This window comes from Rhodobacter sp. SY28-1 (assembly GCF_005222785.1).
In the GTDB taxonomy this organism is placed as follows: Bacteria; Pseudomonadota; Alphaproteobacteria; order Rhodobacterales; family Rhodobacteraceae; genus Tabrizicola.
Map to the genome: position 1 here is coordinate 794,965 of NZ_STGH01000003.1, position 16,042 is coordinate 811,006.

Consider the following 16,042-nt stretch of genomic DNA (forward strand, 5'->3'; position numbering starts at 1 on the left):
TGGCTTGCGATAACGGTATCATTTTACCCCACGCACTTTGCCTTGCCCATGTCGCAAATACTCCCGCCGGAGGCATCCCGAGCCGGTTGGCCGGAACGGCCAGAGGCGAGACAAGGGGCTTGCGCCCCAAGGCGCTCAATCTGGTTAGCGCAGCTTCGGCGGGCGCGAGGGATCCATCCCAGGCGCGGCTGGGGCAAGGTCCTGGACGTCTGGCTCGGGCAGGTCGAAGCGCAGGGCCACACGGGCGAGCGCTTCGGTCGCGGGGTCGCCGGTGCGCAGGAAGACCACGTCCAGCTCCCCCGCCTCGATGCCGGAAAAGACCAGCGCCTCGTTCATCGCCCGGGCCAGCGCGCCCTCGGCCCCGTTGGCGGCGTCGATCAGCGCCAGAAGGTGCCCCCGTCGACCGCCTTCGTAGACCACTCCCGCCAGCAGGGCCGCAGCCGCCAACCCTCCGGCCCGCGCAAGTTTGGCGTCCAGCGCGGTGATGACCGCTTCGGGGACGGCAGGCGCAGTGAATTCGACCGGCTTGGCCTCGACCTCTTCGGGGGACTCGTCCAGCGTCTCGGCCAGCCAGTCCATCGCCTCGGGCGGGAGCATCATCGACGAGGGCGCGACGCCGAGGTTCACGCCCATGCCGATCCCCTGCCCTTTCAGGAGACCCGCGATCACCCTGCCCGGCAAGGCGGCGTAGGGGGCGATGCCGCCGGTGAAGTTCGCCAGCCGCTCCTCGCGGTCGAAGACCAGGACCACCGGGCCGTCCTCAAGATCGAAGACTTTCGGCTCAAGCTTCTCGCCTTCCGCCTCCCGTTCCAGGAGGATGACCATCTCGCCATCGGCCAGCCGTTCGAAGAAGCGCAGGCGCAGGGCCTCGTTCTCGGGGTCGGCAGAGACCGCAGCGTAGGCGGCATCCAGCAGGGTCACGACATCAGACATCCATCACCTCCCGCACGCGGGCGCGCAGGGCCGGGAGATGCTCGGCCGCGAACCAGGGATTGCGTTTCAGCCACCCCGTATTCCGCCAGGACGGATGCGGCAAGGGAAAGACGCCGCGCGCGGCCGGGGCGCGCCAATCGGCCACGGCTGCAGTCACGTCGCGCAGGCCCAGATGCCAGCGGATCGCCGCGCCGCCGACAAGAAGTGTGAGCGGCATCGGTCCGAGGCATTGCATCACTTGCCTGCGCCAGGTCGCGGCGCAGACCGCCGGCGGGGGAAGATCGGAGCCCTTGGCATCGTAGCCCGGAAAGCAGAAGGCCATCGGCACGATAGCCACGCGAGAGAGGTCGTAGAACTCGGCTTCGGACAGGCCCGTCCAGTCGCGGAGGCGGTCGCCCGAGCGGTCGGTGAAGGGCTGTCCGCTGTCATGCACCCGCGCCCCGGGGGCCTGGCCCGCAATCAGGATCCGGGCACCTGGCCGGAACCAGACCACCGGGCGGGGCGCGTGGGCGGTTGCGGTCGCGGCAAAGCGGTCGGCGCAGAGGCGGCAGGCACGGATGTCGTCGGCAAGGTCCATGCGGCGAAGGCTGGCGTTTTGCCGGGCGGGGTGCAAGGCGGAACCCTTTCGGCGAGGATTGCCGGGCGGTCGGCGGCAATCACTGACGGTTTCACGCCGCTGCCATTGCAGGGGACGGAATTCCGGGTCAAATGGCCGCAAGAGCCCGGGGGAACCTGCCGCATGTATCGTGTCTCCTCATTCGTGCCCCGCTTTGCCCAGGCCTTGCTGGGTGGCGCCCTTGTGGCGACGCTGTGGGTGAACCTGCACCCGGCCAGCTATTACGACAGCATCGAATGGCGGCTGCTCGATCTTGAGCTGCCGGGCTGGCTGGCCCCCCTGCCCTTCAGCCTGACGCCGATGAACCTGGTGTCCGACGGGCTGATGGCGCTGTTCCTGTTCAGCATCGGCAAGGAGTTGTGGGAGGCGCTGACCCTGGAGCATGGCGCGCTGCGGGGGCGGCAGGCGATACTGCCGGTAGGCATGACGCTGGGCGGCATGATCGGTGCGGCTCTTGTCTGGATCACGGTTGGCAGCCTGATCGAGACCGCCGAGGAGGCAGGCTTTGCGACGGGCTGGCAGGTGCCGCTCGGGTCCGACGTCGTGCTGTGCTATCTGGTCGGGCGGGCGATCTTTCCACGCGGGCATCTGGCGCTGCATCTGCTTTTGCTGTTGGCCATCGCGACGGACATCCTGGCGCTGCTGATCGCGGGGCTGACCCATCCGGATGTCTCCTTGCGGCTGGCCTGGCTCAGTCTGCCGGTGGTCGCGGCGCTGGCGGTCTGGCAGCTGTTCGGCCGCGCCCCGCCCGCGGGCGCATCGGAAACGCATCGCCGGGCGCGCGAAGGGTTGCTGCCCTATGTGCTGGCGGGGCTTCTGTCCTGGATCGGGGTGGCGGCCTCGGGCCTGCCGCCGGCGCTTGGGCTGTTGCCAGTGATCCCGGCCATTGCCCATGCCGACCGCAGCTTCGGCCTGTTTGCCGAGGTGGAGGAACTGCTGCATGACCCGCTGAACCGGCTGGCGCATGCGCTGGCCTGGCCCCTGACGGCGATCCTGTTCCTGTTCGGCCTGACGCGGGGCGGGGTCGATCTGTCGGCCTTTACGCCGACCACCTTGACCACACTGGCCGCGCTGTGGCTGGGGCGGCCGCTGGGGATGCTGATCCTGGGCCTCGGGCTGATCGCGGCCTTGGGCCTGCGTCTGCCGCAGGGGGTCAGCCTGCGCGACATCCTCCGCGTGGCGCTGATCCTGGGGATGGGCTTCACGGTCCCGGTCCTTGCACTGGACAGCGCGTTGCCCGGAGGCGCGATGCAGGAGGCGGCGCGGCTTGGACTTGCCATCAGCCTTGTTGCCGGTGCGCTGGCCTTCCTGACCCGCCCCCGCGCACCCGGCACGGATGCGTGAGCGATGGGCCGTTCCCCGCGCGACGCCGCGTTCCGACCTGACGCGGCCCTTTTAAGGCCACAAACCGGATGTTAACGATATGCCGGTAATCAGGACGCAGACGCCTGACATCGGGGCGCCGAGGCAACAATGATCGAGTTTCGAAATGTGTCCAAGTCGTTCTGGACCGGAACGCAGCGCAAGGTGATCCTTGACCGCGCCTCGTTTCGGGTGGAGCTTGGCAATTCGATGGGCATCCTGGCCTCGAACGGCACGGGAAAGACCACGATCATCAACATGATGGCGGGCCTGGAAAAACCCGATGAGGGCACGATCCGGAAGACCTCGCGGGTGTCGTTCCCGCTGGGCTTCATGGGCGGCGTGAACAACAAGCACTCCGCCAAGGAAAACTGCCGCTATATCGCCCGCCTCTACGGCCTTGACCCCGACTATGTCGAAAGCTTCTGCCGATGGGTCTGCGGACTTGGCGAGTATTTCGAGATGCCGCTTGCCACCTATTCCTCGGGCATGCGCAGCCGGTTCTCGTTCTCGCTTCTGTTGTCGATCGAGTTCGACATCTACCTGATCGACGAAGGCATGCCCGCCACGGCGGATGTCGAATTCAACCGCAAGGCCGGGAACATTCTTCAGGAACGGCTGAAGAATTCCACGGTCATCATCGTCTCGCACTCACCCAAGACGCTGGAAAGGTTCTGCCGGTCAGCGGCGGTGCTGAAGGACGGCAAGCTCTATCAGTTCGAGACCCTTGAAGAAGCGAAACGTCTTTATGACTACCAATCCTAAGGCTGCGCGCTACCACATCCGCCGGGTGGAACGGCCTGCGCCGTCGCAGGCGGACGGGTCGGGTGCTGGGCTGTTCGACACCGAGGAAGACGGCTTCGGGAACCTGGACTTCCGGCGCGAGGAAGATTGTCCTTCCGTGCCGCAGGACGAGACGGATGCGGGCGCGCAGCCGGGTCAGCCCGTGCTGTCTGGCGCCGAGGCGGCCGCGGCGATGGCCATGCAAGGGGAAGCGGCCGATCCGGTCACGTCGGGCGTGCAGCAGCCGGTCCCCAAGGCCGAAACGCCGGAACAGATCGAGGCTGCCCTGGCGGCGATTGCGGCCGAGGGGCTGACCAGCCGCCAGTTGCGCCGCGCGCTTCTGATTGCGCAGAAGCATCAGATCACCCCGAAATCTGAATACGACGCTGTCCGCCTGCTGCGCGAGGCCGGGATCGACCCGTTCTCGCGCGCCTCGATGCTGCGGATCGTCAGTTCCGAGGCCGAAGTGCCCCCCGTGGAACCTGCCGCACCGCGCGAGGGCAGCCGCGAGCTGACCCGCCTGCCCGGCGACACGGTGCAACTGCCAAAGCGCGCGAAACCTGTCGCGCTGCCCTCGACCGAACAGCGGGCCGAGGTCAACCAGGCGGCAGAAATCCTGCGGATGCAGAAAGACATCGCACGGCGGCGGCGGCGGCGTCTGGCGCTGCTGGCAGCCCGGATGTTCGCCTTCGTCATGCTGCCCACCTTCCTGGCGGGCTGGTACTTCTACATGGTCGCCACCCCGATCTATTCGGTGCGCTCGGAATTCGTGATCCAGCAGGCGGGGCCCGCCTCGTCGGGCGGTTCGCTGGGCGGGCTGTTCTCTGGAACGGCATTCGCGACCTCGCAGGATTCGATTGCCGTGCAAGGCTACCTGCAATCGCGCGAGGCGATGGGTCGGCTGGACCAGGACCTGGGCTTCCGCAAGCATTTCCAGCAGGAAACGATCGACCCGCTGCAGCGCCTGGATCAGGATGCGACGCTGGAGGCGGCCTACAAGGTCTACAAGAAGTACCTGAAGATCTCGTTCGACACGACGGAAGGCGTCATCCGGATGGACGTGATGGCCGCCGATCCGCAGATCGCGGCGGAATGGTCGCGCCAGCTGATCAAGTACGCCGAAGGTCAGGTCGATCATCTGACGCAGCGCCTGCGCGAGGACCAGATGCGGGATGCGCAGGCCGGATATGACGCGGCGCAAGAGGCGCTGATGACCTCGCAGCGAACGCTGATCAAGCTGCAGGAAAAGTTCAAGATCATCTCCTCGGAAACCGAAGTCGGGCTGATCGTGGGCCAGATCAGCGGGCTTGAGAACCAGATCACCCAGGAACGCCTGTCGCTGGCGCAGATGGAAGCCAACCCCGAGCCGAACCAGGCCCGGATGGAACCGATCAAGCGCCGGATCGCCACGCTGGAAAGCGAAGTCGCGCTGCTGCGCGCGCGCCTGACCGAGGATTCGGCGGAAGCGTCAAGCCTGGCCGAGATTCAGGGTGAGCTTCTGATTGCCCAGTCGGACATGACGACCCGGCAGATGCTTCTGGCCCAGGCCCTGCAATCGATGGAAACCGCGAGGGTCGAAGCCAACCGGCAGGTCCGCTATCTGTCGCTGTCGGTCAGTCCGATCCCGCCCGACGAACCTTCATACCCCCGCGCCTTCGAGAACACGCTGGTCACCATGTTGATCCTTCTGGGGATTTACCTCATGGTCTCGATGACCGCCGCGATCCTGCGGGAACAGGTCTCGTCGTAAGGACCCGCGCATGAAGGACGTCTCGATTGGCGGGCTGACCGTCGGCAACGACCGGCCGCTTCTGGTGATCGCGGGTCCGTGCCAACTGGAAAGCCTGGACCATGCCCAGATGATTGCGGGGAAGATGGCCGAGGCCTGCCGGGCCGCGGGCGCGCAGTATGTGTTCAAGGCCAGCTACGACAAGGCGAACCGCACCTCGCTGACGGGCAAGCGCGGGCTTGGCGTGGAGGCGGGGCTGAAGGTCCTGGGCGCGGTGCGGGCGATGGGGATGCCGGTCCTGACCGACGTGCATGATGCGGGGCAGGCGCGCGAGGCGGCGGGCGTGGTCGACGTGATCCAGATCCCGGCCTTCCTGTGCCGCCAGACCGATCTGTTGCTGGCCGCTGGCGAGACCGGGGCGGTGGTGAACGTGAAGAAGGGCCAGTTCCTGGCTCCATGGGACATGGCGAACGTCGCGGCCAAGGTCGCCTCGACCGGGAACGAGCGCATCCTTCTGACCGAGCGCGGGGTCAGTTTCGGCTACAACACGCTGGTCGCCGACATGCGGGCGCTACCGATCATGGCACGGACCGGCTGGCCGGTAATCATGGACGCCACCCATTCGGTGCAGCAGCCCGGGGGCCAGGGCAATTCGTCGGGCGGACAGCGCGAGTTTGCGCCGGTCATGGCCCGCGCCGCGGTGGCGCTGGGGATCGCGGGCGTCTTCATCGAGACGCATGAGGACCCCGACCGCGCGCCGTCGGACGGGCCGAACATGATCCCGCTGAACGAGATGCCCGCGCTGGTGGACAGCCTGATGGCCTTCGACCGGCTGGCCAAGGCGAACCCGCTGCGGGTCTAGAGGTCGCGCAGGCCTAGTGCCGGGGAACAGCACCTGAACCGGAACAGGCCATCCTGCTGGACGCATGCAGGCTGGTGCCTTCCGGAGACACCAGCCTGACGCATGATCCGCCCCCCGAGGTGGCGGCCTTCCCTGGGCTGACCTAGTGCAGTTTGCAGAAGGTATCGCGCAGGACTGCCACGATCGCGGCCACTTCGGTGTTGGCAAGGTGGTAGTAGACGCTTTTTCCCTCGCGCCGGGTGGTGACGATCCCTTCGGCACGCAGCCGCATCAGTTGCTGCGAGACGCTGACCGGACTGGTGCCAAGCGCCTCGGCCAGTTGGGTGACGTTCAGATCGCCATCGACGAGGCAGCAGAGCATCTGCAGCCGCCCCTCGTGCGACAGCGACTTCAAGAGTGCCACCGCCTTCGCGGCCTGCGCGGCCGTTCCGCCGAAGCCTTCCAGAATCTCGGCCATCAGATGCTCCTACTCACCCGGTTTCATTCGAAGGCGCAGCCCTTCTTGACGCCCATCGCCCGGAACACCATCGCCGCCGGGCAGAAGCCGGTAAAGGACGATTGCAACAGGTTCAGACCTATGAAGACGGTGAACCAGACGAACAGGGGAGATACATAGGCGGTCAAGAGCACGCTGAGAAGCACCATGACCCCGGCAAAACGCAGAACGGCGGTATCGATCGACATGATTTATCCTTTCGTGGTTTCTTTAAGCTTGTCGATGCCAAGCACTTTCAGCGCGAGGCTTTCGTAGAAGGGCTCCGAGGTGCCTTTCCGCAGCTTGCGGATGAAGTATTTCTCGAAGCCCGCCTTGGCGAGGTGGACCCATTTCCCGCTGGACGACCAGTTGACATTGCGGGGCGGGATCTGCGGTTGCGCGACAAAGGCGATGCCCCCGTCGCCGAAGTCGGCCAGGCAGACGGCGTTCCAGGTGCCGACGCTGTCGGGCTCTTTCCCGCGCACGATGTTGCCGATGTTGTGGGCGGTCGCCGTGACCATCGATTCAATCATGAACCCGGTCTTCGGTACGCCGCAGGGCACGGGCGTCGGCCCCATCGGAGGGATCGCCACGCAGACGCCCACGGCGAAGACGTTCTTGTACTTCGGGTTCTGCTGGTGCTTGTCGACGATGGTGAAGCCGCGCGGATTGCTCAGGCCCTCGATCCCTGCGACCGGCTTGATGCCCCGGAAGGCGGGCAGCATCATCGAGAAGGCGAAGGGGAGGTCCTTTTCGGCCTTGACCTGACCATCCTCGCCCACTTCCTCCACGAACATGTGGCCGTCTTCGACCCGCTTGATACGGGTGTTGGTCATCCACTTGATGTGCTTCTCGCGCATCTGGGATTCGAGGAGGCCCTTGGTATCCCCTACCCCGTCCAGCCCCAGATGGCCGACGTAAGGCTCGGGGGTGACAAAGGTCATCGGCACCCGGTCGCGGATCTTGGCGCGGCGCAGCGCGGTTTCCAGGATGAAGAGGAACTCGTAGGCTGGGCCAAAGCAGCTGGCCCCCTGTGCCGCGCCGATGACGACCGGGCCGGGGTTGGCGAGAAGCTTTTCGAATACCGCCTTCGCCGACTCGGCATGGTCGATATGGCAGATTGACTGGGTGAAGCCGCCATGCGGACCCAGACCCGGAACCTCGTCAAAGGCCAGTTCCGGCCCTGTCGCAATCACGAGGTAGTCGTAGGCCACCGACTTGCCATCGACCAGCTCGATCCGGTTTTCCTCGGCATGCAGCTTTTCGGCGGCCACCGGGATGAAGTCGATCCCCTTCTTCTGCATGACTGGCGCCAGGTCCACCGTGATATCCTCGCGGTCGCGCCAGCCGACGGCAATCCAGGGGTTCGAGGGCACGAAGTGATACTTCGGGTCCTTGGTGACCACCGTCACCTTGTCTTCGGGCCTGAGCTGGTCCTTCAGCTCGTAAGCCATGATGGCGCCGCCAAGTCCGGCCCCGAGTACAACGACATGTGCCATTTCAGTCTCCTCCTCTGATCAGGCTGTGGCGTCTGTCGCCGTGCCCGCCTCAGTGCGGAACACGCGGTAGATCGCCGGGATGACAAGGACGGTCAGCAGGGTCGAACTCAGCAGACCGAACAGCAGGGAAATCGCGAGACCCTGGAAGATCGGGTCCGCCAGGATCACCACCGCGCCGATCATGGCGGCGATGGCGGTCAGAAGGATCGGCTTGAACCGGATCGCCCCGGCCTCGATCAAGAGATCCACGGTCACCGTGTCCCCCTTTCCGTGGCGGATGAAGTCCACCAGCAGGATTGAGTTGCGCACGATGATCCCGGCCAGCGCAATGAAGCCGATCATTGACGTGGCCGAAAACGGGGCGCCGAACAGCCAGTGGCCCAGCATGATCCCGAGGAAAGTCAAAGGGATCGGCGTGAGAATCACCAGCGGCAGCTTGAACGACCCGAACTGCGCCACGACCAGGATGTAGATGCCCAGAAGTGCAATACCGAAGGCCGCCCCCATGTCGCGGAAGGTGACGAAGGTCACTTCCCATTCGCCGTCCCAGAGGAGGGTCACCTTACCCTCGTCCTCGGGCTGACCGTGGAGCGAAATCTCGGGCTTGGTGCCTTCGGGCCAGTCCATCTGTTCGATCTGGTCGGCGACGGCGAGCATCCCGTAAAGCGGAGCCTCGAACGCGCCCGCCAGTTCGGCGGTGACCATCTCGGCATCGCGACCGTTGTGGCGGAAGATCGGGAAGCTTGCCGCTTCTTCCTCGATGCGGATGACGTCGCCGAGTTCGACCACGCCGCGCGCGCCAGGTAGGGCGTTGGCGGGGATGGGTGTGGTCAGGAAGCGTTCGTCCAGCACCCGGTCCGACTTGTCACGACCGACGACCAGCGGGATCGGCAGGCGGCCTTCGCCCCGGTGGGAGTAGCCCACGGTCTGGCCGCCATTCAGAAGAGCCAGCGTGTCGAACACGTCCTGCTCCTGCACGGCATAGAAATCGAGGTCGTCCGAGGAAATCGTCGCCCGCAGCCGCCGCGCCTGTTCGCCAAAACTGTCGTCCACGTCCACGATGAACGGCACCGCTTCGAACGCCTGCCGAATGAGACGCGCCGCTTCGCGCCGAGTTTCAGCATCGGGTCCATAGACCTCGGCCAGAAGGGTCGAGATCACCGGCGGCCCGGGCGGCGGCTCCACCACCTTCAGGCTGGTCCCGGCAGGCACCGAAAGGTCGGCGAGCCGCTCGCGCAGGTCAAGCGCGATGTCATGGCTTGCGCGGTCACGGTCGGTCTTCGGCGTCAGGTTGATCGCAACCTCGCCCAGCTGCGGTTCGGACCGCAGGTAGTAGTGCCGCACCAACCCGTTGAAGTTGAACGGCGCGGGCGTCCCGGCATAGGTCTGCACGGAAGTAACTTCTTCCAGGCCCATCACCACATCCGCCACATCCCGCGCCACCCGGTCCGTCGCCTCGATGGAGGAGCCTTCGGGCAGGTCGATTACCACCGACAGCTCTGACTTGTTGTCGAAGGGCAGCAACTTCACCGTCACGTCCCGTGTATAAAGCGCCGCCAGCGAGCCGAAGGACAGGGCCGCCGTGACAAGCAGGAACCCGAGGCTGCGGCCCTTGGACTTCAGGATCGGCCTTGCCACCGCCGTGTAGCTGCGCTCCAGCCAGCCGCCGTGATGGCCGCCGTATTCGTCATCCTGCGCGTGGTCGTGCATATCCGCGCGGCCGGCGATCTTGACCATCAGCCAGGGCGTGATGATGACCGCGACGAAGAAGGAAAAGATCATCGCGGCGCTGGCATTGGCCGGGATCGGCGACATGTAGGGGCCCATCAGCCCGCTGACGAAGAGCATGGGCAGAAGCGCCACCACCACCGTCAGCGTCGCCACGATGGTCGGGTTGCCGACCTCGGCCACCGCCTCGATGGCGGCCTGAATCCGCGGCTTGCGGCGGTCCATGCCCCAGTGGCGGTCGATGTTCTCGATCACGACGATGGCGTCATCGACCAGGATGCCGATGGAGAAGATGAGCGCGAAGAGCGACACCCGGTTCAGCGTGAAGCCCATGACCCAGGCTGCGAACAGCGTGAGCAGGATCGTCACCGGGATCACGATGGCGACCACGCCCGCCTCGCGCCAGCCGATGGCCAGCCACACCAGCAGGATGATCGACACCGTCGCCAGGCCCAGGTGGAACAGCAGTTCATTGGCCTTCTCGTTCGCCGTCTCGCCGTAGTCGCGGGTGATCGTCACCGTCACGCCTTCGGGGATCAGCTTGTCTTCCAGGGCATGGACCCGGTGCAGCACCGCCTCGGCCACCACCACCGCATTCGCCCCTGCCCGCTTGGCAATCGCCAGCGTCACCGCCGGGCCACCCGCCCCGTCCTTCGCCAGATGCGAGACGATGGCGTCCCTGGAGTTCTCGACATAAGCCACCGTCGCCACGTCCGAGACATAGACCGGGCGGCCGTCCCGCGTGGTCAGGAGGAGATGCTCGACTTCCGCCGGAGCGGTCAGCGTCTCGCCCGCCACGAGGTCCACCATCTGGCCCTGATCGCGCAGCTTCCCGGTGTTCAGCGTGCGGTTCGCCTGAGCGACCTTGCCCGCCAGCTGTTGCAGCGTCACGCCATAGAGCGCCAGCCGGTCCGGGTCGGGTTCAATCCGGATCGCGTCCTGCGCGTCGCCGACAAGGTAGGTCAGGCCCACATCTTCGGTCTTTGCCACCTCGGTCTGCAAGGTGCGGGCGATGCGGGTCAGGTCGTTGGCCGTCATGTCCTCGGCGGACAGGGTCAGGGTCAGGATCGCCACGTCGTCGATGCCCCGGCCCACGATCAGGGGTTCGGGGATGCCGACCGGGATTGCGCCCATGTTCGCGCGCACCTTGTCATGCACCCGCAGGATCGCATCTTCGGACCGGGTGCCGACCTCGAACCGCGCGGTCACCATCGCGGCATCGTCGCGCGTGGAAGAATAGACATGCTCGACGTCGTTGATGCCCTTGACGATGACCTCCAGCGGCTCGGTCACCAGCTTGACCGCGTCCTCGGCCTTCAGCCCCTGTGCCATCACATGGATGTCGACCAAGGGGACCGAAATCTGCGGCTCCTCCTCGCGCGGCAGGCTGATGAGCGCGACGACGCCCGCCGCCAATGCCGCGAGGATGAACAAGGGGGTCAGGGCCGAGGCGATGAACGCCTTTGTCAGTCCCCCGGCAAGTCCGAGCGGATGCTTACTCATGGCTCACCTCGGAGGCTGAGACGACCACGTCACCGGCAGTCAGACCGCTGAGGACCTCGACCATCTCGACCCCGTCGACGATCCGTACGACGCCCGGCACGATGGACTGCAGGACCGGCCCTTCCGCCCCCTGCACACTGACAAAATCCAGACCCGACCGGGTCAGCACATCTGCTTTCGGCACCAGAAGCGCTTCACGTTCCCCCACCGGCAGACGCACTAGCATCCGCGCGCCGACAAAGGTGTCGGGCAGGCCCGCGATTTCGACATCGGCGACGACGCGGCCGCCCTCGATCAGCGGATAGACCCGGGCGAGCGTCCCGGTCAGGTCGCCGGATGCGCCCGAAACCTGGATCGCATCCCCGGTCTGCAGTGCCGTCGCATGGCGTTCCGGCACTGCGATCCGCAGGTAGGTGCCGCCGCCACCGATCACTGCAACGACCTCGCCAGGCATCAGGACCGCGCCTTTGGTCAGCGGCACGTCAAGGACGCGACCTGCGACCGGGGACAGCACGACCCCCTCTTTCGCCTGTTGCGCCACCACATCAGCTTGCGCCACGAGCGAGGCGATCTGGCCCTTCAGCACATCGACTTGCGTCCGCAAGGCATCAACGCGCTGGGTCGTGGTGACCCCGTTCTTCAACAGGTCCTCGCCGCGCTGCAGGTCCGCCTCGGCATTGGTCAACTGTGCTGCCAGCGCCTGTTGCTGGGCCGACAGCGCCGCAAGCTGGAAGTCGAGTTTGTCATCGACGATCCGGGCCAGAACCTGCCCGGCCGTCACCTCGTCACCCTCGGCCACCGTCAACTCGACCAGGGTTCCCCCGATCCGCGCCCGGGCCGGACTGCGATCACGCGCTTCCACGGTTCCGAAGACCGCTTTCCAGTCGGTGACCGTGACCGGCGCCAGCGTGAGAGGGTCGGCGGAAACCGGGAGGACGCTTGATCCGAGGATGGCGCAGAGGAGCAGTGCAGGAGACAGGCGGGGCATGGGGGAGGCTCCAATTCTATTTGTATATCTATAAAGCTTTGAAGCTATATAATGCAAGACCCCATCTGTACGGAATTTCGCTCGTCCGGCGAAGGAAGTCCGCCGACTGCCAAGTTCAGGGTCCAGCTGCAGGAGATGAGTGCTCTGCCTCCCTGCGAACAGGGACCCGCCGCGTCTGACAGACTTAATCCTAATCAGACTTCAAAAGAGCGGCGTCGAAGATCATGATCGCATCCTTGCGGGCAAGCCACACGCGATCCCTGTGATAGCGAGATGGATCAGCTACGGAGCCTGATGAGCCGATCGAGTTCACGGAAGGCTGATGGTGCGTCAGAGAATACCAGGTCGATGTCCACCAGGTCATGCAGCCTTTCCGCACCGATGCTGGACGAGGGGGCAACGCCGATAATCGCATCCGGTATGACAATACGCGTCGCTACGACCAGACGAACCAGAGCATCCAGCCTCTGCTCTGTGCTGAACGAAAATCCGATGATGTGCGGCAAGGTCTGTTCGACATGAGCGATCAGCTCCTCATGGTCAGTGCCTGTTTCGAGGTCGATCTCCCATCCCGCCTCGCGAAACAGATCTGCGGCTACAGTGATACCAATGCCGTGGTCTTCGCCAGGAACCGTTGCAAAGAGAGCAACGCGACGGTTGTCGAACTTGCGGTAAGTAAGTGGGATCTCCGTCCTAAGCGCGCGCATGAGCGCATAGAGGTGGCCTGTTCCGCAGGTGACCTGGAAGAAGGACAGCTCGTCCCGTTCCCACCGCTCGCCCAGGCGCCGCGCTCCGCCCGAAATGTATCCAAGATACACGCCGGGAAGTGACATGCCCTCGGCACGGCGATCCTCAATGAAGCGCAGGGCAGTATTGGAATCCGGCAGGATGAGTGCGTCGCAGAACGCGTCAGCGCTCTCTTCACTGATCTGCGGGACATCCAGATCTGGAATCCGTGAGGGAGACCTGGCAAGCCTGCGAACTATGTCGCTTGCCACGGCTTCGACCGCTTCCGGGGCCAGGGTCGCCCGCTTTGCCGAGAAGATCGCCGTCGTGCGTGAAAAGACCTCGGAGTCTAGTAGAGCCAGCTCTCTTTTCATGATTGTGATCCCCCGTGAACGGAGACTAGCCCGGCCTGACATTCCGTCAAGCAAGCCGCACCACCCGTTGGGGCACTTTCTGGGGCATTCTGAAGACACCCCCTGCCCAGGATCGCGGAAAACGCAGACAGCAAGCCGAACATGATCCTGCTCGATCAGATGCCTGCGCTGGTCGAAAGCCTGATGCAGTTCGACAGGCTGGCGAAGGAGAACCCGCTGCGCTGAAATGGCCAATTCGCCGTCAGGTGTGGACAAGCGCCAATTTGACTTGGGGATCAGCTGAAGCCTGCCATGACCCCGACCGCGAGCGGCAGGTTCGTGAGTCACAGCTACAGGGAAAGGTTGGCTGGGGCGCTAGGATTCGAACCTAGGTATGGCGGTACCAAAAACCGCTGCCTTACCACTTGGCGACGCCCCAACCGTGCGGGGGTGTTTAGCGAAGGGCATTGGGGCGTGCAAGGCCCCCGCGCCGAAAATTTCGGTCACGTTTCGCGGCTTGCCGGGCGCGGCACCCGAAGCTAGGACAGGGCATGGCATGGGACGCGATCATTCTGGGCGCTGGCGCCGCCGGCATGATGGCCGCGATCGAGGCGGGGCGGCGTGGACGCCGCGTCCTGGTCATCGACCACGCCAAGGCGCCGGGGGAAAAGATCCGCATCTCGGGCGGGGGACGCTGCAATTTCACCAACCTCGGGATCGCGCCGGACCGGTTCCTGTCGCAGAACCCGCGCTTTGCGCTGTCGGCGCTGAAGCGGTTCACGCAGTGGGATTTCATCGCGCGGATGGATGCGGCCGGGATTGCCTGGCACGAGAAGACGCTGGGGCAGCTGTTCTGTGACGGCCCGGCGACGCAGGTGGTCGCGATGCTGGTCCGCGATATGGAGCGGGCCGGGGTCGCGCTGTGGCTGGACTGCGCGGTGGGCGAAGTGCGGCGCGAGGGCACGGGCTTTACGGTCGAGACTGCGCGGGGGCCGCAGCGGACGAAGACCGTGGTGGTGGCCAGTGGCGGCAAGTCGATCCCGAAGATGGGGGCGACGGGCTTTGGCTATCTGCTGGCCGAACAGTTCGGCCTGCCCGTGGTCGAGACCCGGCCCGCGCTGGTGCCCCTGACCTTTGCCGAGCAGGAGCTGGCCTGGATGCGGCCCCTCGCGGGGGTTTCGGTCAACGCGCGGGTGACGGCGGGACGGACGGGGTTCGACGAAGCGGTGCTGTTTACCCATCGCGGGCTGTCTGGACCGGCGATCCTGCAGGTGTCATCCTACTGGCGCGAGGGCGATCCGGTGGTGGTCGATCTGGTGCCGGGGCAGGACCTGGCGGCGGGCTTGCGGGCGGCGAAGGCGGCGCAAGGCAAATCCGCGCTGCGCACGGTGCTGGGGCGCTGGCTGCCCGAACGGCTGGCCCGACATCTGGAAGAGGCGGCCGGCGTCACCGGCGTGATGGCGGAACTGTCAGGCGCTGCGCTCGACCGGATCGCGGGTGGCATCAATGCGTGGCGGCTGGTCCCGGTCGGGTCAGAGGGCTATCGCACGGCTGAGGTGACGTTGGGCGGGGTTGACACCCGGGCACTGGACGGGCGGACGATGGAAGCCAAGGGGGTGCCGGGCCTCTATTTCATCGGAGAAGTGGTCGACGTGACGGGCTGGCTGGGCGGCTACAATTTCCAGTGGGCCTGGTCGAGCGGCTGGGCCGCGGGTCAGGCGCTGTAGGCCGTCAGATCACGATCTTGGCAAAGCCGTCACGCAGGGCGTTGGACCATGCCTCGGACATCGCGCGGAACTGCGGGTCGCCTGCCTCGATCCGGCGGCGCAGCGTGACCTTGCAGGCGTCACGTTCGACCACAGCCAGGTCCAGCGGCATCCCCACCGACAAGTTCGACCGCAGCGTCGAGTCCATGGACAGCAGCACCGCCTTTTGCGCATCCGACAGGCTGGTAGACGGCTTCACCACCCGGTCGAGGATCGGCTTGCCGTATTTGTGCTCGCCGATCTGCAGGAAGGGGGCGTCCTCGGTCGCCTCGATGAAGTTGCCCTCGGGGTAGATCAGGAACAGCCGCATCGCACCGCCCTTGCGCTGTCCCGCGACGATCATGCTCGCACTCGCCCCTTGCGCGGCCGAGAGCTTGTGGTCGATCTCCTCGCGCACCTTGGCCAGACGGTCGCCGACGATCTCGGCAACCTTCAGCATGGTCGGGGCCAGCATGATCGAGGTATCCGGCGTGGCCTCGGGGTCCTCGATCGCCTCGCGCAGCTGTGCAAGGGTGGTCTGCGACACGGACAGGCTTCCGGCGGTCATGATGACGATGACCCGCTCGCCCGGTTCCTCGAAGGTGAACATCTTGCGATAGGTCGAGATATTGTCGAGCCCCGCGTTCGTGCGGGTGTCCGACAGGAGCACCATGCCTTCATGCAGCAAGAGGCCCACGCAGTAGGTCATTCATCGTCCCTCGGATTCGCGGCCTTGTGTC

The 16,042-nt window shown here is 65.5% G+C and carries 14 protein-coding genes, 1 tRNA gene and 1 pseudogene; 6 read left to right on the forward strand and 10 right to left on the reverse strand.

All coding sequences use genetic code 11. The features are described 5' to 3' along the window. Positions 1-144: 144 nt before the first annotated feature. Entirely contained in the window at positions 145-921 is a 777-nt protein-coding gene (locus tag E8M84_RS18075; protein WP_137112818.1) for an SseB family protein, read from the reverse strand. A gap of 4 nt (positions 922-925) precedes the next feature. Then, the gene (locus E8M84_RS18080) at positions 926-1,510 is read right to left on the reverse strand and encodes a uracil-DNA glycosylase family protein (protein WP_137112581.1); all 585 of its coding nucleotides are present in this window, start codon (positions 1,508-1,510) and stop codon (positions 926-928) included. Between the two features lie 162 nt (positions 1,511-1,672). Between E8M84_RS18080 and E8M84_RS18085 the strand changes: the two genes are divergently transcribed. The 4 genes from E8M84_RS18085 (at position 1,673) to kdsA (ending at position 6,285) form a co-directional block, all read left to right on the forward strand. Next, positions 1,673-2,893 (forward strand): Na+/H+ antiporter NhaA, encoded by a 1,221-nt coding sequence (locus E8M84_RS18085; RefSeq protein WP_137112582.1) that lies wholly within the window; start codon positions 1,673-1,675, stop codon positions 2,891-2,893. Positions 2,894-3,022: 129 nt separating this feature from the next. Further along, on the forward strand, positions 3,023-3,676 hold the full coding sequence (locus tag E8M84_RS18090) for an ABC transporter ATP-binding protein (RefSeq protein ID WP_137112583.1): 654 nt from the start codon (positions 3,023-3,025) through the stop codon (positions 3,674-3,676). After that, complete coding sequence (locus tag E8M84_RS18095) at positions 3,660-5,444, forward strand: capsule biosynthesis protein (RefSeq protein WP_137112584.1); 1,785 nt, start codon at positions 3,660-3,662, stop codon at positions 5,442-5,444. The genes E8M84_RS18090 and E8M84_RS18095 overlap by 17 nt, the downstream gene beginning before the upstream one ends. Positions 5,445-5,454: 10 nt before the next feature. Further along, a complete protein-coding gene (gene kdsA / locus E8M84_RS18100; RefSeq protein WP_137112585.1) occupies positions 5,455-6,285 on the forward strand; it encodes a 3-deoxy-8-phosphooctulonate synthase in 831 nt (276 codons plus the stop codon). Between the two features lie 142 nt (positions 6,286-6,427). Here kdsA and E8M84_RS18105 read toward each other — a convergent pair whose 3' ends face one another. The 6 genes from E8M84_RS18105 to E8M84_RS18130 form a co-directional block, all read right to left on the reverse strand. Continuing rightward, positions 6,428-6,742, reverse strand: coding sequence for a helix-turn-helix transcriptional regulator (locus E8M84_RS18105; RefSeq protein ID WP_137112586.1), 315 nt, complete (start codon positions 6,740-6,742; stop codon positions 6,428-6,430). Between the two features lie 23 nt (positions 6,743-6,765). Next, entirely contained in the window at positions 6,766-6,969 is a 204-nt protein-coding gene (locus E8M84_RS18110; protein ID WP_137112587.1) for a DUF2892 domain-containing protein, read from the reverse strand. Between the two features lie 3 nt (positions 6,970-6,972). Next, positions 6,973-8,259, reverse strand: coding sequence for an NAD(P)/FAD-dependent oxidoreductase (locus tag E8M84_RS18115; RefSeq protein ID WP_137112588.1), 1,287 nt, complete (start codon positions 8,257-8,259; stop codon positions 6,973-6,975). Positions 8,260-8,277: 18 nt separating this feature from the next. Next, complete coding sequence (locus E8M84_RS18120; RefSeq protein WP_137112589.1) at positions 8,278-11,490, reverse strand: efflux RND transporter permease subunit; 3,213 nt, start codon at positions 11,488-11,490, stop codon at positions 8,278-8,280. Further along, positions 11,483-12,478 carry an efflux RND transporter periplasmic adaptor subunit gene (locus tag E8M84_RS18125; RefSeq protein WP_137112590.1) on the reverse strand — a complete coding sequence of 332 codons (996 nt, stop codon included), beginning with the start codon at positions 12,476-12,478 and terminating at the stop codon, positions 11,483-11,485. Before E8M84_RS18125 ends, E8M84_RS18120 begins: the two co-directional genes overlap by 8 nt. A 278-nt stretch (positions 12,479-12,756) precedes the next feature. Next, positions 12,757-13,578, reverse strand: coding sequence for a B12-binding domain-containing protein (locus E8M84_RS18130; protein ID WP_170971987.1), 822 nt, complete (start codon positions 13,576-13,578; stop codon positions 12,757-12,759). 117 nt (positions 13,579-13,695) lie between these two features. Between E8M84_RS18130 and E8M84_RS21705 the strand changes: the two are divergent. After that, positions 13,696-13,803, forward strand: a pseudogene (locus E8M84_RS21705) (3-deoxy-8-phosphooctulonate synthase); the annotation flags it as partial. A 118-nt stretch (positions 13,804-13,921) separates the two neighbouring features. Here the strand turns inward: E8M84_RS21705 and E8M84_RS18135 are convergent. Beyond that, positions 13,922-13,996, reverse strand: a tRNA-Gln gene (locus E8M84_RS18135). A 112-nt stretch (positions 13,997-14,108) separates the two neighbouring features. On the opposite strand from E8M84_RS18135, the gene E8M84_RS18140 reads away from it, so the two are divergent. After that, positions 14,109-15,284, forward strand: coding sequence for an NAD(P)/FAD-dependent oxidoreductase (locus tag E8M84_RS18140; RefSeq protein WP_137112592.1), 1,176 nt, complete (start codon positions 14,109-14,111; stop codon positions 15,282-15,284). Positions 15,285-15,288: 4 nt separating this feature from the next. Here E8M84_RS18140 and E8M84_RS18145 read toward each other — a convergent pair whose 3' ends face one another. After that, positions 15,289-16,011 (reverse strand): proteasome-type protease, encoded by a 723-nt coding sequence (locus tag E8M84_RS18145; protein WP_137112593.1) that lies wholly within the window; start codon positions 16,009-16,011, stop codon positions 15,289-15,291. Positions 16,012-16,042: the final 31 nt, after the last annotated feature.